The 22975-nt window shown below is 66.3% G+C and carries 20 protein-coding genes; 8 read left to right on the forward strand and 12 right to left on the reverse strand.

Features of this window, described 5'->3' with window-relative positions; translation table 11 throughout:
• Positions 1-37: 37 nt before the first annotated feature.
• From AC56DV_RS11285 to kduI, 8 genes are all read right to left on the reverse strand, one after another.
• On the reverse strand, positions 38-1294 hold the full coding sequence (locus AC56DV_RS11285) for an oligosaccharide MFS transporter (protein WP_496314366.1): 1257 nt from the start codon (positions 1292-1294) through the stop codon (positions 38-40).
• 69 nt (positions 1295-1363) lie between these two features.
• Positions 1364-3268, reverse strand: coding sequence for a glycoside hydrolase family 97 protein (locus AC56DV_RS11290; RefSeq protein WP_496314367.1), 1905 nt, complete (start codon positions 3266-3268; stop codon positions 1364-1366).
• Positions 3265-4191: a carbohydrate kinase family protein gene (locus AC56DV_RS11295; RefSeq protein ID WP_496314368.1), complete on the reverse strand. Its 927-nt coding sequence runs from the start codon at positions 4189-4191 to the stop codon at positions 3265-3267. The genes AC56DV_RS11290 and AC56DV_RS11295 overlap by 4 nt, the downstream gene beginning before the upstream one ends.
• Positions 4188-5411: an AGE family epimerase/isomerase gene (locus AC56DV_RS11300; protein ID WP_496314369.1), complete on the reverse strand. Its 1224-nt coding sequence runs from the start codon at positions 5409-5411 to the stop codon at positions 4188-4190. Before AC56DV_RS11300 ends, AC56DV_RS11295 begins: the two co-directional genes overlap by 4 nt.
• Positions 5412-5427: 16 nt before the next feature.
• On the reverse strand, positions 5428-6480 hold the full coding sequence (locus AC56DV_RS11305; protein ID WP_496314370.1) for a hypothetical protein: 1053 nt from the start codon (positions 6478-6480) through the stop codon (positions 5428-5430).
• Positions 6467-7486, reverse strand: a complete 1020-nt coding sequence (locus tag AC56DV_RS11310) for a sugar kinase (RefSeq protein WP_496314371.1) — start codon at positions 7484-7486, stop codon at positions 6467-6469. The genes AC56DV_RS11305 and AC56DV_RS11310 overlap by 14 nt, the downstream gene beginning before the upstream one ends.
• Positions 7471-8238, reverse strand: coding sequence for a 2-dehydro-3-deoxy-D-gluconate 5-dehydrogenase KduD (gene kduD, locus AC56DV_RS11315; RefSeq protein WP_496314372.1), 768 nt, complete (start codon positions 8236-8238; stop codon positions 7471-7473). Before kduD ends, AC56DV_RS11310 begins: the two co-directional genes overlap by 16 nt.
• Before the next feature lie 9 nt (positions 8239-8247).
• A complete protein-coding gene (gene kduI / locus AC56DV_RS11320; protein WP_496314373.1) occupies positions 8248-9096 on the reverse strand; it encodes a 5-dehydro-4-deoxy-D-glucuronate isomerase in 849 nt (282 codons plus the stop codon).
• 117 nt (positions 9097-9213) lie between these two features.
• On the opposite strand from kduI, the gene AC56DV_RS11325 reads away from it, so the two are divergent.
• From AC56DV_RS11325 to AC56DV_RS11345, 5 genes are all read left to right on the forward strand, one after another.
• On the forward strand, positions 9214-10881 hold the full coding sequence (locus AC56DV_RS11325; RefSeq protein ID WP_496314374.1) for a glycoside hydrolase family 43 protein: 1668 nt from the start codon (positions 9214-9216) through the stop codon (positions 10879-10881).
• Between the two features lie 25 nt (positions 10882-10906).
• The gene (locus AC56DV_RS11330) at positions 10907-12397 is read left to right on the forward strand and encodes a glycoside hydrolase family protein (protein WP_496314375.1); all 1491 of its coding nucleotides are present in this window, start codon (positions 10907-10909) and stop codon (positions 12395-12397) included.
• Positions 12372-12536: a hypothetical protein gene (locus tag AC56DV_RS11335; RefSeq protein WP_496314376.1), complete on the forward strand. Its 165-nt coding sequence runs from the start codon at positions 12372-12374 to the stop codon at positions 12534-12536. The genes AC56DV_RS11330 and AC56DV_RS11335 overlap by 26 nt, the downstream gene beginning before the upstream one ends.
• A gap of 212 nt (positions 12537-12748) precedes the next feature.
• Positions 12749-13690, forward strand: a complete 942-nt coding sequence (locus AC56DV_RS11340; protein WP_496314377.1) for a Gfo/Idh/MocA family protein — start codon at positions 12749-12751, stop codon at positions 13688-13690.
• A 68-nt stretch (positions 13691-13758) separates the two neighbouring features.
• The gene (locus AC56DV_RS11345) at positions 13759-16197 is read left to right on the forward strand and encodes a glycoside hydrolase family 95 protein (RefSeq protein WP_496314378.1); all 2439 of its coding nucleotides are present in this window, start codon (positions 13759-13761) and stop codon (positions 16195-16197) included.
• 13 nt (positions 16198-16210) lie between these two features.
• Here AC56DV_RS11345 and AC56DV_RS11350 read toward each other — a convergent pair whose 3' ends face one another.
• A complete protein-coding gene (locus AC56DV_RS11350; RefSeq protein WP_496314379.1) occupies positions 16211-16447 on the reverse strand; it encodes a hypothetical protein in 237 nt (78 codons plus the stop codon).
• Positions 16448-16997: 550 nt separating this feature from the next.
• Here AC56DV_RS11350 and AC56DV_RS11355 point away from each other — a divergent pair.
• Positions 16998-17693 carry a hypothetical protein gene (locus AC56DV_RS11355; protein WP_496314380.1) on the forward strand — a complete coding sequence of 232 codons (696 nt, stop codon included), beginning with the start codon at positions 16998-17000 and terminating at the stop codon, positions 17691-17693.
• A gap of 72 nt (positions 17694-17765) precedes the next feature.
• On the opposite strand, the gene AC56DV_RS11360 is transcribed toward AC56DV_RS11355, so the two are convergent.
• Positions 17766-19997, reverse strand: coding sequence for an NADP-dependent isocitrate dehydrogenase (locus tag AC56DV_RS11360; RefSeq protein ID WP_496314381.1), 2232 nt, complete (start codon positions 19995-19997; stop codon positions 17766-17768).
• 228 nt (positions 19998-20225) lie between these two features.
• Here AC56DV_RS11360 and AC56DV_RS11365 point away from each other — a divergent pair, with 228 nt between their 5' ends.
• Together AC56DV_RS11365 and AC56DV_RS11370 are read left to right on the forward strand one after the other, a co-directional pair.
• On the forward strand, positions 20226-20432 hold the full coding sequence (locus AC56DV_RS11365; protein WP_496314382.1) for a FitA-like ribbon-helix-helix domain-containing protein: 207 nt from the start codon (positions 20226-20228) through the stop codon (positions 20430-20432).
• A gap of 8 nt (positions 20433-20440) precedes the next feature.
• Positions 20441-20878 carry a type II toxin-antitoxin system VapC family toxin gene (locus AC56DV_RS11370; RefSeq protein WP_496314383.1) on the forward strand — a complete coding sequence of 146 codons (438 nt, stop codon included), beginning with the start codon at positions 20441-20443 and terminating at the stop codon, positions 20876-20878.
• Between the two features lie 84 nt (positions 20879-20962).
• On the opposite strand, the gene AC56DV_RS11375 is transcribed toward AC56DV_RS11370, so the two are convergent.
• Together AC56DV_RS11375 and AC56DV_RS11380 are read right to left on the reverse strand one after the other, a co-directional pair.
• On the reverse strand, positions 20963-21289 hold the full coding sequence (locus AC56DV_RS11375; protein WP_496314384.1) for a DUF3325 domain-containing protein: 327 nt from the start codon (positions 21287-21289) through the stop codon (positions 20963-20965).
• Positions 21282-22970, reverse strand: a complete 1689-nt coding sequence (locus AC56DV_RS11380) for a PepSY-associated TM helix domain-containing protein (RefSeq protein ID WP_496314385.1) — start codon at positions 22968-22970, stop codon at positions 21282-21284. The genes AC56DV_RS11375 and AC56DV_RS11380 overlap by 8 nt, the downstream gene beginning before the upstream one ends.
• Positions 22971-22975: the final 5 nt, after the last annotated feature.

The raw sequence follows: 22975 nt of genomic DNA on the forward strand, positions 1-22975 counted from the left end.
CTTGTCTTGTCTTGTCTTTGTCTTGTCTTTGTCTTGTCTATTGGGCGCTGCTGACAGGCTGCGCATCCTTGCGTGTCTTGGGAGGGTGCTGGAACTCGGCGGGCGTCGGTTCGAGCGCCCAGATCGAGACGACCCAGAACACCAGTCCCAGCGCGGCCAGCAGCAGGTAGGTATGTGGGAAGCCGATAGCGTCGTAGCTCATGCCGACCAACGGCGACAGCGCGGAAAGCCCAAGCGAGTGGCCGAAGCTGAATCCGACCATGTACACGGTGGAAGCGAGCCGGTTGTCGAAGTGGCAGGCGATGTAGCGGAACACCGACACCACCAGGATAGGCAGTTCCACCGAGTGCAGCATTTTCAGCGCGGAGATGGCCAGCGGACCGTCGGCCAGGCCGGAGCCCGCGATGCGGACCAGCATGATTGACCCGGCCAGCAGCAGCCCGTTTTTCGCGCCGATGCGTTTGATCAGCAGCGGCGCCAGGAACAGGCCGCCGGCCTCGATGAAGATCTGCGCCGAATTCAGATAGCTGAACATGGCAGTCCCTTCCTCCGGTGTGGGGAAAAGGGAGCGGAAATAGTTCTGGAACTGCTGGTCGAACACCAGATAGAGGTTGGTCACGCTCAGGATGAAGACCATGAAGCGCCAGAAGTGCTTGTCCTTCATCAGGGCCAGCGCCTCGTTCAGTTGCACGCGTCCGGCAGCTTCAATTGCGTCGTCTTCATCGGCGCGGGTGCGCCAGACCACAAGCATGACCAGCATCAGGACGCCGGCGCTCGACGCCAGGAAGAAGTTGATGCCCGGGTTGATATTGTAGATATTGCCCGCGAATATGGCGGCGCTGGCGAAACCCAGCGAGCCCCACAGCCTGACGCGGCTGTATTCGAAGCCGTACTTGCGGCCGACGCGGTCGACGTAGGACTCGATGGCGTAGCTTCCGGCGTAGAAGGTGATGCCCAGGTACAGGCCGCCCAGTGCGGCGCCCAGGTAGATGTTGGTCTTCAGCAGGGGCGCGTACACGTACAGCAGGAACAGGCCGCACAGGGAGCACAGCACGCTCACCGTGAACAGGATGTGCTTGCGCATGCCGATGCGGTCGGAGACGTAGCCGTAGATGGGTTGCGAGATCATGGCTGCGACGAAGTTGGCGCCGAGGACGATGCCGGTTTCCGTACCGGTCAGCTTGAGCTCCGAGCGCAGCCAGGTCGCGAGCAGCGAGATGCTCATCGCCTGCGCGAAGAAGTACACATATACGAAGGTGCTCAGGAAGCGGTAGTGCGATTGTCTGCTGGTCATGTCTGTCTCCGTGCCGCCCCCGGTATGGGGGCGGCGGGGTGTCTGGTTCTAGTTATAGCGCTGCTGTGATCATTTCATCGGCGTGAGCCAGATCGCGTGGCCGCCCGAGGGCAGCAGCTTCGCGTCGAGCACCGTGCTCGAATCGACCTGCGCGCGCACGATGCCGACCTTGGTCCTGGTGGCCGCGGAAGGGTCGTCCTGATAAATGCTGGCGGTGTACTGTCTGCGCGGATCCAGGAAGCTGAGCGCGATCTTCACTTCGCGCGCGCCGTTGTTGGTGATGGTGCCGACGAACCAGTCCTGCCCCTTGCGGCGGGCGGTGCTGACGAACTGGCCGGGAGCGCCCTGCAGCAGCTTGCTGTCGTCCCAGGTGGTGGGAATGCGGTCCCAGAATTCCAGCTCCGGTTCGTTGGCCGACATGTCAGGCTTGTCGTACCAGTACAGCGTTTGCAGCGGGCTGTAATAGATGGCGGCCAGCGCCAGCTGGTGCGCGTGCGTGGTCTTGATGCGCGGGTCGTAGTAGCAGATGGTGTAGTCCGCCGCGCCGGCCAGGAAGCGCGTGAACGGCAGCACGGTGTTGTGCGTGGCGTCCGGCATTTCTTCGTTGCCGCGTATGCCTTCGGAGGTCATCAGGTTGGGCCAGGTACGCTGCTCGCCGGTGGGGCGCCAGTCGTCGTGGATATTGACCATCAGCCCCGCGTCGGCGGCCTGGCGCACGGCTTGTTCCAGCCACGTGGTCCAGCGGTGCGAGCCCACTTGCACGAAGCCGAACTTCACGCCTTTCACGCCCCACTGCTTGTAGGTCTTGAAGATGGTGTCGCCCTGCGCGAGCAGCGCCTGCTGGTTCACGTACAGCCACACGCCGATGCCCTTGCCGGCGGCGTAGCGGATGATTTCGGGCAGGTCGAAGTCCGGGATCGCCACCTTGGTGGCGTCCGACTCGAACGAGAACGCGTGGCCGTACCACTTCCAGTCGAACAGGATGTACTGCAGATTGCGCTTGGCGGCGAAGTCGATATTGGCCTTGGCGCTGGCGGTGGTCTGCGTCATCACGCGCATGATCTTGCCGGGCTTGATCCAGTCGGCATTGGGGATGGCGGACGGCGGGTTCAGGTTGAGGATGAAGTGGTTGTTGTCCGCCAGCGCGCCGGCGGTTTCCGCCACCATGATGCCGCGCCACGGCGTGACGAAGGGCGAAATCAGGTCGGCCGGGTCGTGCATGGCGGTGACGATGGTGTTGGGCTTGGTCTTGTGCAGCTTGAACTTGGTGCGCGAGTAGTCAACCATGTTCGCTTCCAGCAGCGCCACGTGGATGCGGCCCAGCACTTCCAGCGTGAGCGGGCGCTCCGATTCGTCCGGCCAGCCGGCCAGCGGCAGCAGCTGGTACGGCGCCTGCGCCCAGCCGTGGAACCAGGCCTTGGTCTCGACCGGGAAGGTGAACTCGGTGTTCTCCTGCACCACGCGGTAGTAGGTGCCTTTCTCGTTTTCCGGGAACACGAAGCGGAACGCCACGCCTTCGTTGTAGGCGCGCACTTCCAGCGACAGCGGATAGATCGGATTGTCGTCCTTGACCAGGTTCACGGTCATCTGGTTGTAATGGTCGCGGATGGCGGCGCGTTCGCCGGTTTCCGGCTTCCAGGTGCTGTCGTGCGCGCCGTGCCTGATGCCGGTGATGGCCAGGTTGTCGAACCACTTGGCCTGCTTGTCGACCTTGAGCGCCATCGCGCTCTCGGACAAGTGGTTGTCCAGCTGAAGGTCGAGCAGCGAATCGAGGATGATGGTCTTGTGCTTGTAGGTGACGCGGTAGTACAGCTCGCGCTTGCCGCCGGCATTGGCATTGGCCTTCTGGTAGAACACGAAGCGCAGATTCTGGTCCGGGGAGGCCACGCTGGCCTGGCCCGGCTGCTCGTTGACCTGCGCGGCGGCGTTCAGCGGCAGCAGCAGGGCGGCGAGGAAAAGCAGGATGGTTTTCATGGAGCTTGTTCTTCCAAAGCGGTCACTTGCTGCAAGGTGGGCGGCGTGGCGCCCGGCGCCAGGCAGGCAGCCGCGCCGGCGGCGACGGCAAAGCGCAGGTGCGACTGCAGCGTTTCGGCGGGCCGCGCGATAAAGCTGTAGAGCAGGGCGCCGATGCTGGCGTCGCCCGCGCCGACGGTGTCGGCCACGGCGATGTTCGGCGCCGGCGCGCTCCAGCAGTTGGCGCCATGGTAAAGCTGCGCGCCGTCGGCGCCGCGCGTGTACAGGTAGATGGCGTCCGGATTCATGGCGCGCAGCTGGCCGAAAGCCTGCTCCGCGTCGCCGGTGCGGAACAGGCCGCGCAGGTCCTCGTCCGACACCTTGATGACGTCGGCCAGCGCCGCCATGCGCTGCAGCACGGCGTCGTAGCGCTGGTCCATCAGGGCGCGGAAGTTGGGATCGTAGCTGATGGACACGCCGTGCAGCTTCAGTTCCTCGGCCAGGGCCAGCAGCTTGTCCGCCAGCGGCTGGCGCGCCAGGCTGATGCCGCCGAAATGCACCCAGCGCGCGCCGGACTGCCAGCCTTGCGGCAGCAGCGCGGTGTCGAAATGCAGATCGGCGCTGTCGTCGCCGATGAAGAAGTAGGCCGGCGGATCGAGTTCGTGCACCACGGCCAGCAGCGGCGCCTTGTCCAGCTGTTGCAGGAAGCGGCCATCCAGGCCGGCGGCCGCGTTGGCGGCGGCCAGCTGCGCGCCGAACACGTCCCGGCTGACGGCGCCGGCGAAGGCGCTCGGCACGCCCAGGCTGGCCACCACGCGGGCCACGTTCCAGGTGGAGCCGCCCACCAGGCTGCGCCAGCCGTCGGGGCCGGTGCGTATCAGGTCGGTCAGCGCTTCGCCGGCGGCGACGAAGGCGGGGAAGTTTGCAGGGGGCGGGGTGGTCATGGCGCGTTTCCGGTTGCGTTCAGCACGTTCAGCACCTCGTAACAGGCGCCCATCGTATGGTAGTCGACTTTGCCGGCCGGGCTCTTCTCGGCGCTGAGCTTGCGGTTGTCCGGGGTGAGGATGCGGTACCAGGCGCCGTGGCGATGGTCCACCATGTGCTCCCAGCTGTAGGCCCAGATCCGGCCGTACCAGTCCCAGTAGCGGGCTTCGCCGGTGCGCGCTGCCAGCACGGCGGCGGCGGCCAGGCTTTCGGCCTGCACCCAGAAGTACTTGTCGCCGTCGCAGATTTCGTCCTGCGGGCCGAAGCCGTAGTGGATGCCGCCGTGTTCATGGTCCCAGGCCCTTTCCAGCGCCAGGTCGAACAGCTGCGCGGCGCGCGGCGCCAGCCAGTCCGCCGGGCCGGCCAGCGCGCCGGCGTGGCGTTCCATGATCAGCAGCAGCTTGGCCCACTCGGTGAAGTGGCCGGGCTGGTAGCCCCATGGGCGGAAGATGTTGCTCTTGTCTTCGCGGTTGTAGTCCCAGTCCACCGACCAGTCGGCGCGGTAGTGCTCCCAGATCATGCCGCCGGCCAGCGCGGCCTGGCGCACGGTGATGTTGTGCGCCAGCCGCTCGGCACGGTGCAGGTAGCGCTGTTCGCCGGAAGCCTCGTAGGCCGCCAGCAAGGCTTCGCAGGCGTGCATGTTGGCGTTCTGGCCGCGATAGCCGTCCAGCACGGACCAGTCGGCGCTGGCCTGGTCGGCGTACAGGCCGTGGTCCGCCTGCCAGAAGCGGCGCTCCATCAGCGCGAAGGTCTCGTCCATCCAGCCGCGCGCCTCGGCCACGCCGGCCGCCAGCGCGTGCGCGTAGGCCAGCATGACGAAGGCCAGGCCGTAGCAGTGGTTGTCGCCGTCGAGCACGCGCTTGGCGCCGTCCTTCCATTCCAGCTGCCAGGCGTAGCCGCCGGTGTGCGGGTCGCGGTGGGCGTTGCGCAGGAAGTCCACGCCGTGGCGCACGGCGTCCAGGTAGGACGCGTCGCCGAACTGGCGGTAGGCCATGGCGTAGTTGAACACGAAGCGCGTGCTGCTGACCAGGTGGCGCGTGGTGCGGTCGTAGATGGCGCCGTCGTCCATGTAGAAATGGTAGAAGCCGCCGCTGGGATCGATGCTGCGCGGGTAGTAGAACTGCATGGTGTGCGCGATGTGCGACAGCAGCATGTCGCGGGAGCGGAAGTTTGGTTGCATGTTGTACTCGTCAGGTTTAGTCGGGTGCGGCCTGGTTCCAGGCCGCGATGCGGTATTGCGTTTGCCATGGCTGCTGCGGAGACAGCGCCAGTCCAAGGCGGTCCGACAGCGGGTGCCCGGCGGGCGCGCGCGCCACGCGGCCCAGGTCGAACAGGCTGTTGACCGGCTCTGCGCCGATGGCGAGGTGGCGGCTCATCCAGGGGAAGTGGATGCGGCCGCCGTTGCTAATCCAGAGCATCAGGTCGGGCAGCTGGGCGGTGTCCCACCACATGCCGACGCAGGCGGCGTAGTCTAGGTAGTGCAGCGCGAAGGGCGCGGCGTCGCTGCCGTTAGCGCCGATACCGCCGCCCTGCACGCCGCGTACCTGCAGCAGCTCTTCGCTGGGGCCGGGCAGCGGCAGGCGGGTCAGGTCCAGCGGGCCGTCCATGCCGGCCATGCGGGCCAGGTTGTCCGAACGCGTGTCGGCGCGCAGGCGCGAGATGGCGCCGGGCGCGTTGGTGGGATAGCTGTGCACGCCCTCGTGCGCGCCCAGTTGCACGCGCACGCGGCCCGCCGCCGGCGGCAGGCGGAAGGTGGGATGCAGCCCGGCGGGCAGGCGCGCCTCCCGGCGGGCGTGGACGATGAGGGTGATGTCGAGCGCCGGCGCGTGCGGATCGGCGGCGATGATGCGTTCAACCCGCGCCACTGCCGATCCGGCCGGATAGTCGATGTCCAGGTGCAGGCGCAGCGGCGTGGCCTCGATGCAGTGCCAGGCGTGGTTGGCGGCGTAGCCGTGGTCCCACTGGTCGTCGGCCGGGTGGGTGCGCCAGTCCGGCGGCAGGTCTTGCGGCTGGTCGGCGCGGCCGAAGGGGACGCAGGGCCATTCGCCGCGCAGGCGCTGCAGGATGCCGGGCAGGGTGTCGGCGGCCGTCATGCCGTGCCACGGCGCGACGTGCATGACGTCGACATCGCGCCCGCCGTCCAGGCGCAGCGTGACCGGGCCCAGCATGCCGCCCAGCGGCTGCACTTCGGCGCTGCCGTGTTCCCATTGCAGCCGCCACGGCCTGCTGCCCGGCTTAGCGGCGCACATCGAGCGCTCCCGTCATGGCGGCCTGCACTTGCGCGGCGGAGGCCAGGTTGAAGTCGCCCGCGACGCCGTGCTTCAGCGCGGCGGCGGCCAGGCCGAACTGCAGCGTGTCCGCGTGCGCCCAGCCGCTGTGCAGGCCGTGCAGGATGCCTGCCGCGAAGGCGTCCCCGGTGCCGATGCGGTCGATGATGCCGTCCACCTCCACCGGCGCCGCCGAGAACGCGGCGGCGCGCGTGTGCAGAGTCGCTCCCAGCGTATGGCGGCTGGCACTGTGCTGGAAGCGCACCGTGGCGGCCAGCGCGCCCAGCTTGGGGAAGGCGGCGAAGGCCGCTGCGGCGGCTTCGGCACGATGATCTCCCTGCGCCAGTTCCGGCCGCCGCAGCACCAGGGCGATGTCGCGCTGGTCGGCGAAGGCCAGGTCGGCATGGCTCATCAGCTCGCGCAGCACCTCGGCGCCGTCCAGGCCCTGCACGGCCCACATGGACGCGCGGTAGTTGCCGTCGTAGGCCACCCGCACGCCCAGCGCGCAGGCGGCGCGCACGGCCGCCAGCACCGCCTGCGCCGCGCCGGGCCCGATGGCGGGCGTGACGCCGGAAACGTGCAGCCAGTCGGCGCCGGCCAGCAGGGCGGGCCAGTCGTGCAGGCCGGCGGGCGCTTCGGCGAACACCGAGCCGGCGCGGTCGTAGATGATTTCGGACGGCCGCGTGACGGCTCCCGGGGTGAGGAAGTACAAGCCCATGCGGCCGGGGCGGAAGGCGATCGCGCCGGTGTCCACGCCGTGGCCGCGCAGCACGTTGCGGGCCGCGTGGCCGAGCGCATTGTCGGGCAGCGCGCTGGCCATGGCGGCTGCGTGGCCGAACTGCGCCAGCGACACCGCCACATTGGCCTCGGCGCCGCCGATGCACACTTCCAGGGAGGGCGATTGCAGCAACATGCGGCCGGCTGGCGCGGACAGGCGCACCAGCACTTCGCCGAAGCAGACGATGCGGCCCATCATCGCGCCAGCCATCCGCCGTCCACCGGCAGCACGATGCCGTGCACGTAGTCGCTGGCGCGGCTGGCCAGGAACACCGCCGCGCCGCCCAGGTCCGCCGGCTCGCCCCAGCGCCCGGCCGGGATGCGGGCCAGGATGGAGGCGTTGCGTTCCGGGTCCGCTTTCAGCGCCGCCGTGTTGTTGGTGTCGAAGTAGCCCGGCGCCAGTGCGTTGACGTTGATGCCCCTGGCGGCCCATTCGTTGGCCAGCGCCTTGGTCAGCCCGGCCACCGCGCTCTTGCTGGCGGTGTAGGCCGGCACGCGGATGCCGCCCTGGAAGGACAGCAGCGAAGCCACGTTGATGATCTTGCCGCCGCCATGCTGCGCCATGTGGGCTGCGGCGGCCTGCGACAGGAAGAACAGCGACTTGAGGTTGGTGTTGATGACGGCGTCCCAGTCTTCCTCGGTCACGTCCAGGCTGTCGGCGCGGCGGATGATGCCGGCGTTGTTGACCAGGATATCGATGCGCCCGGCCGCGGCCAGCGATTCCGCGATCACGCGCGGCGCCGTGCCCGATACCGGCTCGGTACCGGACAGGTCCGCGTGCACGAAGCTGAAGCGGCGGCCGGCTGCGGCTACCTGCGCGGCGGTGCCGGCGGCGTCGCTGCGGCCCACCGCCACGATGTCGGCGCCGGCCTGCGCCAGCGCCACGGCGATGGCCTGGCCCAGGCCCGTGTTGGCGCCGGTGACGAGGGCGGTGCGGCCGCCCAGGTTGAACAGTTCAGACATGGCGGCCCCTTACTTCAGCTGGCAGATGTCGAGCACATTCATGTCCGTGTAGTCGAGGTTTTCCCCGCCCATGGCCCAGATGAAGGCGTAGTTGGCGGTGCCCGAGCCCATGTGGATCGACCACGGCGGCGACACCACCGCTTCCTCATTGGCCACGATGATGTGGCGCGCCGAATCCGGTTCGCCCATGAAGTGGAACACGCGCTCGCTTTCCTTCAGGTCGAAGTAGAAATACACTTCGGAGCGGCGGTCGTGCACGTGGGGCGGCATGGTGTTCCATACGCTGCCCGTTTTCAGGATGGTGAGTCCGAGCAGCAGCTGCGCGGACTGGCACACGCCCGGAATCACATACTGGTAGATGGTGCGGGCGTTTGAGGTTTCCGCGCTGCCGCGCTCCAGCGGAACGGCTTCCGCGTTCGAGATCTTCCTCACCTCGTAGCGGATGTGGGCCGGCGTGGAGGCCAGGTAGAAGCGCGCCGGCATGGCCGCGTCCAGCGATTCGAACGTGACGTCCCGGGTGCCCATGGGCAGATACAGGCCGTCGCGCGGGGCCAGCTCATAGGCGGCGCCGTCCACGGTGACGCGGCCGGCGCCGCCCGATACATTGATGACGCCCATCTCGCGCTGCACCAGGTAGGGCTGGCCGGCCGCCGACGCCGGTTCGGTGTGGCGCGGCAGCGATACCGGGCCGCTCACCGGCGCCGCGCCGCCGATCACGAAACGCTCATGGTGCGAGTAATTCAACTGCACCGTGTCGGCGACGAACAGCTTGCTGATCAAATAGCGCTCACGCAGCTGCTCGTTGCTGACATGGTTCATCATGTCGGGATGGGTGGCGTGGTAGGTCTTTTCGTACATTGCGGTCTCCATACTGCGCATCAAAACGCTTGCGATCTGTTATCGATAACAACTATAATACCCATGTCGGCTGCAAATGCCAAGCAGAACAAACATAACGAGAGACGAGACGCCGAGATGATCAAGCAGCTATGCATGTTCGCGCTGGCCGCAGCGGCTGGCGCGGTAGTGGCCAGCCCCGCCGCCAGCCCAGCCGCCGCCCCGGCCCAGCCTTGGGTTGCGGACTTGGGCGACGGCCAGTACCGCAACCCCATCCTGTACGCCGACTACTCCGACCCGGACGTGATCCGCGTCGGCGACATGTTCTATATGACGTCCTCCAGCTTCAGCAACGCCCCCGGCTTGCCGCTGCTGCAGTCGAGCGACATGGTGAACTGGGAGCTGGTGGGGCACGCGCTGGCCCAGCTGACGCCGGAGCGCACGTTCTCCGTGCCGCAGCCGGGCAAGGGCGTATGGGCGCCGGCTTTGCGCCACCACGGCGGCAAATTCTGGATCTTCTACCCGGACCCGGACGTGGGCATCTACGTGATGACGGCCGAGAAATTCACCGGTCCCTGGAGCGCGCCCCGGCTGATCCTGGCTGGCAAAGGCATCATCGATCCGGCGCCGCTGTGGGACGACGACGGCAAGGCCTGGCTGGTGCACGGCTGGGCCAAGAGCCGCTCCGGCATCAACAACATCCTCACCTTGCGCAGCATGGCGCCGGACGGCAGCAAGCTGCTGGACGAAAAGGGCAGGGACATCATCAACGGCGACAAGCTGCCGGGCTACTTTACCCTGGAAGGCCCCAAGCTGCACAAGGCGCACGGCTATTATTATGTGTTTGCCCCGGCGGGCGGCGTGGAAAACGGCTGGCAGTCGGTGTTCCGCTCGCGCAGCATCGAAGGCCCGTACGAGGACCGCATCGTGATGGCGCAGGGGATGTCGGCCGTGAATGGCCCGCACCAGGGCGCCTGGGTGGAAGGCGCCGACGGGCGGGACTGGTTCTACCACTTCCAGGACAAGGGCGCCTATGGCCGCGTGGTGCACCTGCAGCCCATGCGCTGGAAGGACGGCTGGCCGGTGATCGGCGAGGACAAGGATGGCGACGGCGTGGGTGAACCGGTCATGCGCCATGCCAAGCCGGCAGGGCGCGACCGGGGCGTGCTGGTGCCTGCCACCACGGATGAATTCTCGGCCAAGGCGCTGGGGCTGCAATGGCAATGGAACGCCAACTACCTGGCTTCCTGGGCCTCGCTGGCGGCGCGCCCGGGCTATTTACGCCTGGCTGCGCTGCCGGCCGCCGGCGGCGCCAGCCTGCGCGAACTGCCTTCCGTGCTGACGCAGAAGTTCCCGGCGCCCGTGTTCGGCGTGGATGCCAGCATTGCGCTGGGCAGCGCCCGCGATGCCGCCGGCGGCGCCGACGGCCAGCGCGCAGGCCTGATGGTGCTGGGCATCCGCTACGCGTGGGTGGGCTTGCGGCGGCAGGGCAAGGCAACGCAGCTGGTGTACTCTGTGTGCGAAACGCCGGCCGACAAATGCCAGGAACGCAGCGAGGTGCTGGCGACCCTGCCCGCCGCCGCAGCCTCGGCCCAGGTCTACCTGCGCGTGCGCGTCGATGCCGGCGCGATGGCGCAGTTCTCGTACAGCCTGGATAACAAGACATTCACCCCTGCAGGCCAGCCCTTCAAGGCCAGCGTGGGGCGCTGGGTGGGCGCGCAGCTTGGCCTGTTCAGCACCGTGCCCGCTACTGCGGCAAGCAAGAACGCCTGGGCGGACGTCGACTACTTCCGCATCACGCCCTGAGCGGCGACTATAACAAGGAGACATAGTGATCAGTAAATTCATACGAGCGCTAGTGGCCGGCCTGGCAGCAGGCCTCGCCGCCGCTGCGGCCGCAGCAGCCCCCGCGCCGGCCGCCGCGGCCCCGGCGCAAAACGCCCTGCAGGTGCACCAGTTCCCGGAAGCGTTCCGCTACTCCCACCACAACGACGACTACACCGTGCGCGTGCGCACGCCCGGCGGCGTGTGGCAGGACCTGTACGAATACAACGTGAAAGTGGACCTGGACAAGCCGGTCAAGGACGCGTCCATGGTCTACTTCAACTTCGACGGCGCGGTGGAAGTGGCGGTGCAGAAGAACAACGGTAGGTTCTCGGAAGTGGCTGTGCGCCCGACCGCGCGCGGCATCAAGCCGACGGTCAAGGGCAACGTGGCTTACTTTACGCTGAACCGTGCGGAGAACCTGAGCGTGGAATTCGACGGCGACCGCCACCACAACCTGCACCTGTTCACCCACGCCATCCGCAAGGACATGCCGCGCCCGGCCGCGCCGGTCACCGGCATGAGCACCGGCAAAGGCACCACGCCGGACTTCACCCAGCCCGTGGTGTATTTCGGCCCCGGCCTGCATGACGGCGAATTCACGCTGCGCTCGAACACCACGGTCTACATCGACGGCGCCGCCGTGCTGAAACGGCCGCTCATCATCGACGCCGTGGAGAACGTCAAGGTCTACAGCGACGGCCTGTTCATGGGCGCCAGCCAGCTCCAGATCCGCAACTCGCGCAACGTGCTGATCGACGGCCCGATCTTCGTCAACCAGCCCGAAGGCACCATGCGCTGCATCACCTCGCAGGACCTGGAGGAGCGCAGCATCCGCACCATCGGCGGCGGCCAGTGGTCCGACGGCCTGGGCCACTTCGCCTGCGAGCGGGTGAAGATCTCGGACAGCTTTATCCGCACCTCGGACGACTGCATCACGCTGTACAACCACCGCTGGGACATCTGGGGTAACACGCGCGACATCAGCGTGAAGGACAGCACCCTGTGGGCCGACGTGGCGCACGCCGTCATGATCGGCATCCATGGCAACACGCCCACGCCGGCGCACCCGGACCAGGAAGTGCTGGAGCGCATCCGCTTCAGCAATATCGACATCCTGGAGCACGACGAGGACGACCCGGAATACGAAGGTGCCATCGGCATCATGGCCGGCGACGACAACCTGGTGCGCGACGTGACCTTCGAGGACATCCGCGTCGAGCGCATCGAGGAGGGCAAGCTGTTCAACCTGCACATCGCCTACACGCCCAAGTACAACACCAGCCCCGGACGCGGCATCGAGAACATCACGCTGCGCAATATCAGCTACACCGGCCAGGGCTCGCCCAGCGCCTCGGTCATCTACGGCTACGACGCCACCCGCAAGGTGCGCAACATCGTCATCGACAACGTGACCGTGGGCGGGCGCAAGCTGAAAGGCCCCGAGGCTAACCTGCTCGACATCGGCCCCCATGTGGAAGGAGTGCAGTTCAAGTGACGATCAAGCGATCCTGGAGCAGGGCGGCAAGACGCTGCTGTTCTACCACGACAACGCGCTGCCCGGCGGCGGCAGCCACAAGCGTTCGATATTGATGCAGGAGATCCGCTACGACAGCGACGGCAACATGCCGTGCTAGCGCCTCAACCGTTCTCCGGAGCCAGGTGGCGCGTTTTTTTCCTCTTTTCGCGCCGCCTGATCCCTCTTTGCCCGCTTACACCTGTCAGCGGGTTTTTTTTCGGCTATGCCGAATCTTTGCAAAAAACTCATAGCTCGTGTAAAAAAAGATATAGGTGCGGATGGCGGAAGGCGGGTACGCTGCCGGGATACTCCACTACCTGTACCTATGCCATGGCAACTAATTCCCCCATCAAGATCGGCCTGGTAGGCCTCGGCAAGATCGCCGTCGACCAGCATATCCCGGCACTCCGCGCCAACCCCGGCTTCGAGCTGGTCGCGGGCTGCTCGCCGCACGCCCGTCCCGAGGGCATTTCGGCCTATAACGACATGGCCGCCATGCTGGCGGCCCATCCTGAAATCGAAGCGCTGGCCATCTGCACGCCGCCGCAGGTGCGCCACCGCATCGCCAAGGAGGCGCTCGCCACCGGCCGCCACGTGTTCCTGGAAAAACCGCCCGCCACCACGCTGGGCGAGGCCGAAGCGCTGCGCGACTTCGCGGCGCAGAAGCGCGTGACGCTGCTGGCCAGCTGGCATTCGCGCTTTGCGCCGGCGGTGGGCGCCACCCGCGATTGGATTGCGAAGCGCAAGCTGAAGAGCATGCACATCGTGTGGAAAGAGAACGTGCGCCAGTGGCATCCGGGCCAGGCCTGGATCTTCGCGCCGGGCGGCATGGGCGTGTTCGATCCGGGCATCAATGCCTTGTCCATCCTGACCGCCGTCGCAGGCGACCAGGTGATCGTCAAGAAGGCCGACCTGCACATCCCGGTCAATTGCGACGCGCCGATCGAAGTGCAACTGGACATGGTGACCGAGCAGGGCGGCGTGCCGGTGCGCGCCGATTTCGACTTCCTGCAGGAGAACCTGCAGACCTGGAGCATCTACGCGGAAGCTGAGGATGGCGGCAAGCTGGCGCTGCACATGGGCGGCACCACGCTGGAGATCGACGGCGTGACCGTGATGCAGGAGCCGGAGCGCGAGTACCCCGGCCTGTACGCGCACTTCCACGCGCTGATCGCCGGCGGCAAGACGGACGCGGATTTCGCGCCGCTGCGCATCGTGGCCGACGCCTTCATGCTCGGCAAGCGCATCGCCGCACCTGAGTACGTGGAATGACGACGCCTATGCAACCGGGCAAAACCGGCAGGGCGGACGCAGGCGTGAATCGGCGGCGCAGGAGTTTCATGGTATCGGCCGGACTGGCTGCCGCTTTTCCCGCGCTGGCGCAGGCGACGGTCGTGGCGCAGCAGGCCCGAGGGGGCCGCGAGAACCTGAGCCTGTGGTACGACCGGCCTGCCGCGCCGTGGGTCGAGGCGCTGCCGGTCGGGAACGGCCGCCTGGGGGCGATGGTGTTCGGCCGCGTCGTTCAGGAGCGCATCCAGCTCAACGAGGACACGCTGTATGCCGGCGGTCCCTATGATCCGAACAATCCGGCCTCGCTGGAGGCGCTGCCCAAGGTGCGCGCCCTGATTGAGCAGGAGCGCTTCAAGGAAGCGGCGGACCTCGCGGAAGCGGCCATGTTCGCCAAGCCGATGAAGCAAATGCCCTACGGGGCCGCCGGCGACCTGCTGCTCGATTTTATCGGCGTGGACGGCGCCGCAGCCTACCGCCGCTCGCTGGACCTGGACACCGCCGTCGCCACCACGCGCTACGCCGTCGGCAAGGCGGAGCACGTGCGCGACGTATTTGCCAGCGCGCCGGACCAGGTGGTGGTCATCCGCCTGACGGCCAAGGGCGGCGGCAAGCTGGATGTCGATCTCGGCTACCGGCATCCGATGCACGTGAAGTACGGCCCGGTGCGCGCAGCCGCGGCGGACGATAGCCAGTATCTGGAAACGCTCGAAGCCGGCAAGCGCCCGGCCTCGCTGTCGATTGCGGCGGACGGCGCGGGCGCGCTGCTGGTACAGGGCCGCAACGAGCCGTCGAGCGGCATACCCGCCGCGCTGCGCTACGCGGTGCGGATCAAGGCTGTGGGCGACGGCAAGATCACCGCCGACGGCGACCGGCTGCAAGTGCGCGGCGCGCGCGAAGTGACGCTGCTGGTGGGCGCGGCGACCAGTTATGTGAACTATGCGGACGTGGGCGGCGACCCGGTGGCGGCCGTGCGCAAGCACACCGACGCTGCCGCGCGGCAGCCATACGCGCGCCTCAAGGCTGCGCACGTGAAGGCGCACCAGGCGCTGTTCGGCCGCATGTCGATACGCCTTGGCGCGGCCGGCGGCGCCAAGGATGGTGCAGTTGCGGCGCATGCGCCCACCGACCAGCGCATCGCTGCCGGCGAGACCGGCTCCGACGCCGGCCTGGCCGCGCTCTACGTGCAGTATGCGCGCTACCTGCTGCTGTCCTCGTCGCGGGGCGGCAGCCAGCCGGCCAACCTGCAGGGCATCTGGAACGAGGGCAACAACCCGCCGTGGGGCTCGAAGTACACCATCAACATCAACACGCAGATGAACTACTGGCCTGCGGAAGCGGCCAATCTCGGCGAATGCGTGGAACCGCTGCTGCGCATGGTGGAAGAGCTGGCCGTGACAGGCGCCGTCGCCGCGCGCAAGGGCTATGGCGCGCGGGGCTGGGTGGCGCACCACAACACCGACCTGTGGCGGGCCGCCGCGCCCATCGACGGCGCCAAGTGGGGCATGTGGCCCTGCGGCGGCGCCTGGCTGTGCAAAACGCTGTGGGACCACTACGAATACCTGCCCAGCCAGCCGGACCAGGCCTACCTGCGCCGCATCTATCCGCTGCTGAAGGGCGCGTCGCTGTTCTTCATCGACACGCTGGTGGAAGACGGCAAGGGGCGTGGTCTGGTCACGTCGCCCTCAAGCTCGCCGGAGAACACGCACCATTCCGGCGTGGCGATCTGCGCAGGTCCCGCCATGGACCGCCAGATCGTGCGCGACCTGTTTGCGTGGACGCTGCAGGCGCACGCCTTGCTCAAGGAGCAGGACGAGGCCTTCGCCAAAGTGCTGGAAACCATGCGCGCGCGCCTGCCTGCCGACCGTGTCGGCGCGCAGGGCCAATTGCAGGAGTGGCTGGAAGACTGGGACGGGCAGGCGCCGGAGCAGCAGCACCGCCACGTGTCGCATCTGTACGGCGTCTACCCCAGCGAGCAGATCAACGTGCGCGACACGCCCGCCCTGGTGGCGGCGGCGCAGGTGACGCTCGACACGCGCGGCGACAAGTCCACCGGCTGGGCCACCGCATGGCGGCTGGCGCTGTGGGCGCGCATGGGGCAGGGCGAGCGCGCGTACGCGGTGCTGCTTGGCTTGCTCGGCCCGGAGCGCACCTATCCCAACATGTTCGACGCGCACCCGCCGTTCCAGATCGACGGCAACTTCGGCGGCACGGCGGGCATACTGGAAATGCTGGTGCAGTCCTGGGGCGGCGAAATCCTGCTGCTGCCGGCCTTGCCGAAGGCGTGGCCGGACGGCGCGCTGCACGGCGTGCGGGTGCGCGGCGGCATGGAGCTGGATATGGAATGGCAGAACGGGCGCATGAAGCGCCTGGCCATTCGCGGCACTCCGCACGGCAAGGCGGCATTGCGCCACGGCGCGGTGCTGCAGACCGTCACGCTGGACGGGAAGGGCGGCTACCGGCGCAACTTCACGGGCCGGGAGGCGGGCTGAGAGGCGCGCTGCGCTATGAACGCAGTTCTTCCAGGATGATGGCTGCGGCGCGCTCGGCCTCCGCCTCGGCGGCGTGCTGGTCCGGCAGAGTAAGGTCCGCCGACACGCGCCGCTTCGGATAGATGTGCGTCATATGCATCGGGTTGGCGGAGGGAGCGAAGATGGAAACGTACGCTCCCCATTGCTCGGTACCCTCCAGCAATTCGCCCGTGAACTCAATCTCATAGCCGTCAATCATTTTGGTAGGCATGGCTTTCTCCTGGTGGGATAGGTGGCTCAGCGAGCCGGCATGCGCGCCGCGATCGGGTGGCCGGGGCTCCTGTTCTTCGGGTGATGTCCAGTGTAGCAGGGCGAGCCACCGGCGCAACTGCTGCGCCGGTGGCAACGGGCTATAAATCCAGCGCAGTCCAGGTTCATGAATGGGACTGCCTTTGCAACGTGCAAAAAAAAAGGTTCTTCACGGATTTCCGGGAATCGAACTGCGAAACGTCAACTTGCAGCCTTCCCCTCGCTGTGCCCGCACCGCTCGACGGCCCGGCGACGCTGGGCCGTGTCTCGTGTTTTCGGCTTTTTACTAAAACATGCTACCCCTTACTACATCGCTATATACCGCGATATTCCGCACGATTCTTCGCCAAGCCGGAACTAAACGTCACTAGACGCATCTAACCAGCATGGGCAAGACAATCTGGCATTGCCTATCGTTCGGCATCGCAACTTTAGTAACGGGTAGCGCGTTGTAGCACTGCTTAGCGCTGGTTAGCAGCGCATAGTAAAAACCACTTTTCGAGAGGCACACCATGTCCATCCATACACTCCCGGTCCATCTCCCTTTCGAGACACTGCAAGCGCTGGGCGAATTCACCGGAAAATGGTGGTCGGATACCTATAACCTGGAACCGTTCGTTTGCCAGGCCATCGACAACTTCATGAAGCAGGCGCCGGCAGCCGAACAGGCGCTGCAGGCGCCATCCGAGGCGGGATACCAGTGGAAGCAGGTATTTCTTCCGGAGGGCACCAGGCTGCGCGCCAGTTTCGGCAAGCAGCCCTACTACGCCACGGTGGAAGGGGCGGAAATCAAGTATGGCGAGCGCGCAGTGTCGCCGTCGTGCTTCGCGAATCTGCAAGGCAGCGGCAACCGCAACGCCTGGAAGGCCATCTGGCTACGCCTGCCAGGCAGTGATGAATGGCTGCTGGCCGATGTCTGCAGGTCGGCGAGCAAAGCCGCTATAGCACGCTTGCTTGGCAGCGCGGTTCAGGCAGGCCGCCCGCCGCAAGAGAACGAGCGGCAGCCGCACGGGCGCCCAACAGTTGGCCGTTCGGTTGACAACGTGCGTGTTGAAAGCCCGCGACGCGCTACCGTACAGGCCAACAGCCCACCGGCTCGTCCCGTGTCCGATGCTCCGGCAGCGGCGAGCGGTAATGCCCAACGCCGCCCAGGGCGACGCAGCCGCCGTAAGCGCCGTGCAGCGAAACACTTTCCCGGAAATCCGTGAAGAACCAAAAAAAAGCCCCCGGCTTGCGCACCGGGGGCTGTTTCAGAACGCTAACTTACAACGCCAAGGTTATTAGATGGTGTCCAGCGCGGTGTTAAAGGTAGCGCTAGGACGCATCACTGCGGTGGTCTTGGCTGGGTCGGGGAAGTAGTAGCCGCCGATGTCCATCGCCTTGCCTTGTACTTCGGCCAGCTCTGCAACGATCTTCGCCTCGTTCTCGCCCAGGGCCTTGGCCAGCGGTGCGAAGTGCGCTTTCAGTTCCGCGTCTTCGTTCTGCGCTGCCAGCGCCTGCGCCCAGTACAGCGACAGGTAGAAGTGGCTGCCACGGTTGTCCAGCTCGCCGGTGCGGCTCGATGGGGACTTGTTATTGTCCAGCAGCTTGCCGGTGGCTTCGTCCAGGGTCTTGGCCAGCAGCTTGGCTTTCGCGTTGCCGGTCTTGATGCCCATGTCTTCCAGCGACACCGCCAGCGCCAGGAACTCGCCCAGCGAATCCCAGCGCAGGTGGTTCTCTTCCACCAGCTGCTTCACGTGCTTCGGCGCCGAACCGCCGGCGCCGGTTTCGTACATGCCGCCGCCGGCCATCAGTGGCACGATGGACAGCATCTTGGCCGAGGTGCCCAGTTCCAGGATCGGGAACAGGTCGGTCAGGTAGTCGCGCAGGATGTTGCCGGTCACCGAGATGGTGTCCAGGCCGCGGAAGGCGCGTTCCAGCGTGTAGCGCATGGCGCGGGTTTGCGACATGATCTGGATGTCCAGGCCCGTGGTGTCGTGGTCCTTCAGGTAGGTCTGCACCTTCTTGATCACTTCGTTCTCGTGCGGACGGTAGGTGTCCAGCCAGAACACGGCAGGCATGCCGGAATTGCGCGCGCGGGTGACGGCCAGCTTGACCCAGTCGCGGATCGGCGCGTCCTTCACCTGGCACATGCGCCAGATGTCGCCTTCTTCCACGGTCTGGGTCAGCAGCACTTCGCCGGTGGCCAGGTCGGTGATGTTGGCGATGCCGCCTTCCGGTACTTCGAAGGTCTTGTCGTGCGAGCCGTATTCTTCGGCTTGCTGCGCCATCAGGCCCACGTTAGGCACGGTGCCCATGGTCTTCGGATCGAAGTTGCCATGCCATTTGCAGAAGCCGATCATCTCCTGGTAGATGCGGGCGAAGGTCGATTCAGGCATGACCGCCTTGACGTCCTTCGGACGGCCGTCGGCGCCCCACATTTTGCCGCCGATGCGGATCATGGCAGGCATCGACGCGTCGACGATGATGTCGTTCGGCGAGTGGAAGTTGGTGATGCCCTTGGCCGAGTCGACCATGGCCAGTTCCGGACGGTTGGCGTGGCAGGCGTGCAGGTCCTTCAGGATTTCTTCCTTCTGCGATTCCGGCAGCTTTTCGATCTTCTCGTACAGGTTGCCCATGCCGTTGTTCACGTTCACGCCGAGTTCGTCGAACAGCTTGGCGTGCTTGGCGAACGCTTCCTTGTAGAAGATGCGCACGCAGTGGCCGAACACGATGGGGTGGGACACCTTCATCATGGTCGCTTTCACGTGCAGCGAGAACATCACGCCGGTCTTGCGCGCGTCTTCCAGCTCGCGCTCGTAGAACTCCAGCAGCGCTTTCTTGCTCATGAACATGCTGTCGATGATTTCGCCGGCCTGCAGCGAGACCTTCGGTTTCAGCACGATGGTTTTGCCGGAAGCGGTGATCAGTTCCATTTTCACGTCGCGCGCGGCGTCCAGCGTCATCGACTTCTCACCGTGGTAGAAGTCGCCGTGGTGCATGTGCGATACGTGGGTGCGGGAAGCCTGGCTCCACTCGCCCATCGAATGCGGGTTCTTGCGCGCGAACTCTTTCACGGCCTTCGGCGCGCGGCGGTCGGAGTTGCCTTCGCGCAACACCGGATTGACCGAGCTGCCGATGCACTTGCCGTAGCGGGCTTTCAGTGCTTTCTCTTCGTCGGTTTTCGCGTCTTCCGGGTAGTCCGGCAGCTTGTAGCCGCGCGCTTGCAGTTCGCGCACGCAGGCCTGCAGCTGGGCCACGGAGGCGCTGATGTTCGGCAGCTTGATGATGTTGGTTTCCGGTTTCTGGGTCAGGGCGCCCAGTTCGGCCAGGGTATTCGGTACTTTTTGTTCGTCGGTCAGGAATTCCGGGAATTCCGCCAGCACGCGCGCGGCCACCGAGATATCGCTGGCGACAACGTCGACGCCGGCGGGCGCCGTGAATTTTTTGATGATGGGCAGCAGGGAATAGGTCGCCAGCAGCGGCGCTTCGTCAGTCAGAGTGTAGATAATTTTTGATGTTGGTGTTGCCATGGTTTCCCTCGTATGCGGTCGGTGCCTAGTATCACTGGATAAGTTTTCAGGCACAGGAATTGTCTTTCTTGCCCTGGGCGCTACGGTGTCGGCGCTGACCCCTTTTTCGCCCAAGTGCGTATTTTAGACCCTTGACACTAATAATGGGCGGAAACCCCTCGGACCGGCGCGGATTCTTGCCAATGTTTGATACTATTGCTATCACTGATAGCGTGCATGGAGGGTGTTATGGCCCAATTATTGGTTCGAAATCTGGACCCGGAGCTGGTGGACGCGCTGCGCCGCCGCGCCGCCGGCAGCGGCCGCAGCGCGGAAGCCGAACACCGCGACATCCTGCGCTCCGCTCTGCAGGAGCAGCCACCCAAGAGGTTGCTGAAGGAGGTGCTGGCGTCCATGCCGTACTTCGAAGACGATGATCTTTTCGACGTGCGATAGGCGCCGGCATGGCCTATCTGATCGATACCAATGTCATTTCCGAGTACCGCAAGGGCGGCCGCTGCCATCCCGGCGTGGCCCGGTTTTTCCAGGACGCGGACGATGCTGAGCTGTTTTTACCGGTGCAGGTCATCGGCGAAATCCGGGCCGGAATCGCCAGGGTGCGCAGGCGGAAAGAGCATGCGAAGGCCGGGATGTATGAGGCATGGCTTGACGGACTGCTGGCCAGCTTTGCCGGACGGATAGTCGAATTCGACGCCGATAGCGCGCAAGTGTGGGGAGCGCTCCTGTCTGGAGAAAGACAGGATCCGCACACCATAGACAAGCAGATCGCAGCAATCGCCATCGTGCGCAACATGACGCTGGTGACACGGGACAGCGGCTTTCACGCCGTTTCGGGTGGCAAAGTGAGCCTGTTGGATCCATTCTTGACTAATGGAGATTGACGCTCGGCGCGAAACTTCAGCCCATTTCCGAGTACTGATGCCTTAGGCTGACTGGACAATGGGCTGATGGGCTGACTCCGGGAATCAGCCCGCCTTGGCGCGCACCCAAACCACCAGCGGCGCCAGCCAGCGCGGACGCCAGGTCAGCGTGAAGGCGACGATCAAAGCCGAGCCGGCCAGCGCCATCACCCACACCAGCGCCGCCATCGACGCGTGGTCCACCCGCAGGCAGAGCAGCAGCGCGGCGAGCCAGGCCAGCGCGCCCAGAACGCGCAGCAGGCGCACCGTGCCGGGCGAAGCGGGCTGCGCGCCGCGCACCTGTTCCCAGTGGGGCTCCATCGACAGCGCCAGCCAGGCGGCGCCGGCCACGGTGGCGGCCAAGGCGGCGATCAGTATCAAAGCATTATGCATGGGAGCCTCGCGGGTCGGTGCCGTTGTCGGCGGTGGCGTTCGGGGCGGCGGCCGGCAGGCTGTCCGGCTGTTCGCGCCGGCGCAGCTTGCGCGCGGCCACGACGGCGACGGCGGCGCTGGCCAGCATCGCCAGGTCCAGGCCGGCCACCGGCCAGTAGCCTGCGCCGGCGGTCTTGAGCAGGTGGTCGCCGGTGGTGACGGCGTTCAGCACCACGGCGGACACCGCCAGCGCCGCGATCGCCCAGCATTGCTCGCGCCAGGCCGGTGCGATGCGCGCCTGCAGCACCGGCGCGCTGCGCCAGGCCGCGTGCAGCAGGGTCAGCAGCCAGGCGCCCCAGAACACGTTCTTTTCCCAGTCGCCCCGGTGCGGCAGGTCGGCCGGCAGCAGGCGGTTAGCCACCAGCATGGACAGCGCGGCCACCAGCATGCCGGTGACGGCGGCCGCCGCCAGCGCGTCCACCCAGCGCGCGCCCGCTGCGCCTTGCTTGGCGTGCTGGCGCTTGCGTTTCTCGACGTAGAAGATGAAGCCGGTGGCAATGCAAGCGCAGCCGGACAGGCCCCCCAGCACGTAGAACCAGCGCAGCAGCCAGTGCTCGAAGTGCTGCAGGTGCAGGCCGGTGAGGAACTCGTTGATGCCGGAGGCCACGGTGGGCACCGGGTCTTCGCTGATCACGCGGCCGGCCGCGTTGAAATGCACGGCCTGGCCCACCAGCGCCACCCGGTCGCTGCCGGCGCGGTATATGCTCACGTAGCTGTTGGCGTCGCCGATGTGGTTCACGAACAGGAAGCCCACGGTGCCGGGTATGCCGCGTTCGGCCCAGCGGCGCTTGGCTTCCACCACCATGGCGTCTACCGAGGCCAGCGGCGCTGCCACGCCGGCCGGCGTGAACGGCAGGCCCTTGGCCTTGGCTTCGGCCATGGCGTGCTCCATCGCCTGCGGCTTGAGCATGGTCTCATCCACCGGCAGGTAGATGCCGGCGAAGATCACCAGCCCGGTCAGGGCGAAGATGAAGTGGAAGGGCAGGGCCACCACGCCGGTCAGGTTGTGCAGGTCCAGCACGCTGCGCTGGGTTTGCTTCTTCGGCCGGAAGGTGAACAGCTCGCGGAAGATCTTGCGGTGCATCACTACGCCGCTCACCAGCGCGGCCAGCATGGCCAGCGCCGCCAGGCCGACGATCCAGTAGCCCAGGCCTTTCCATTCAATGTGCAGGCTGTAATGCAACGGGTAGAAGAAGCCGCTGCCGATTTTGAGCTGGTCGTGCGGCAGCACGCTGCCGTTGCGCGGGTCGATGGTGACGTGGCCATGCACGTGCTCGTCCGCGTCAGCCGGGTTGTTGCTCACGCCGAATTCGGCGAACAGCTGCAGCACCGGGTCGCGGTGGGTGGTGTAGGCGCTCCAGCTGCGCGCCGGGCCCACGGCTGGCGCGGCGCCGATGCGGCCGCGCGCCGCGTCGATTTCCTCGTCCTCGGGCTTGATCTGCTGGAAAATCGGCGCCAGCAGCTTGTCGTAGGATGGCATCGGCTGCGGCTCGAAGCGGGTCTGCGGTATCGCCCAACGGTCGATTTCGCGGTCGAACACGGACAAGGTGCCGAAGAAGAAGACGGCCATCAGCACAAAGCCCAGCACCAGGCCGAACCAGGTGTGCAGCCAGGCCATCGACAGGCGGAAAGATTGGAACATGGGGA

The sequence above is a fragment of the Massilia sp. BGA-UO-ETr-WB1 genome, from assembly GCF_059567845.1.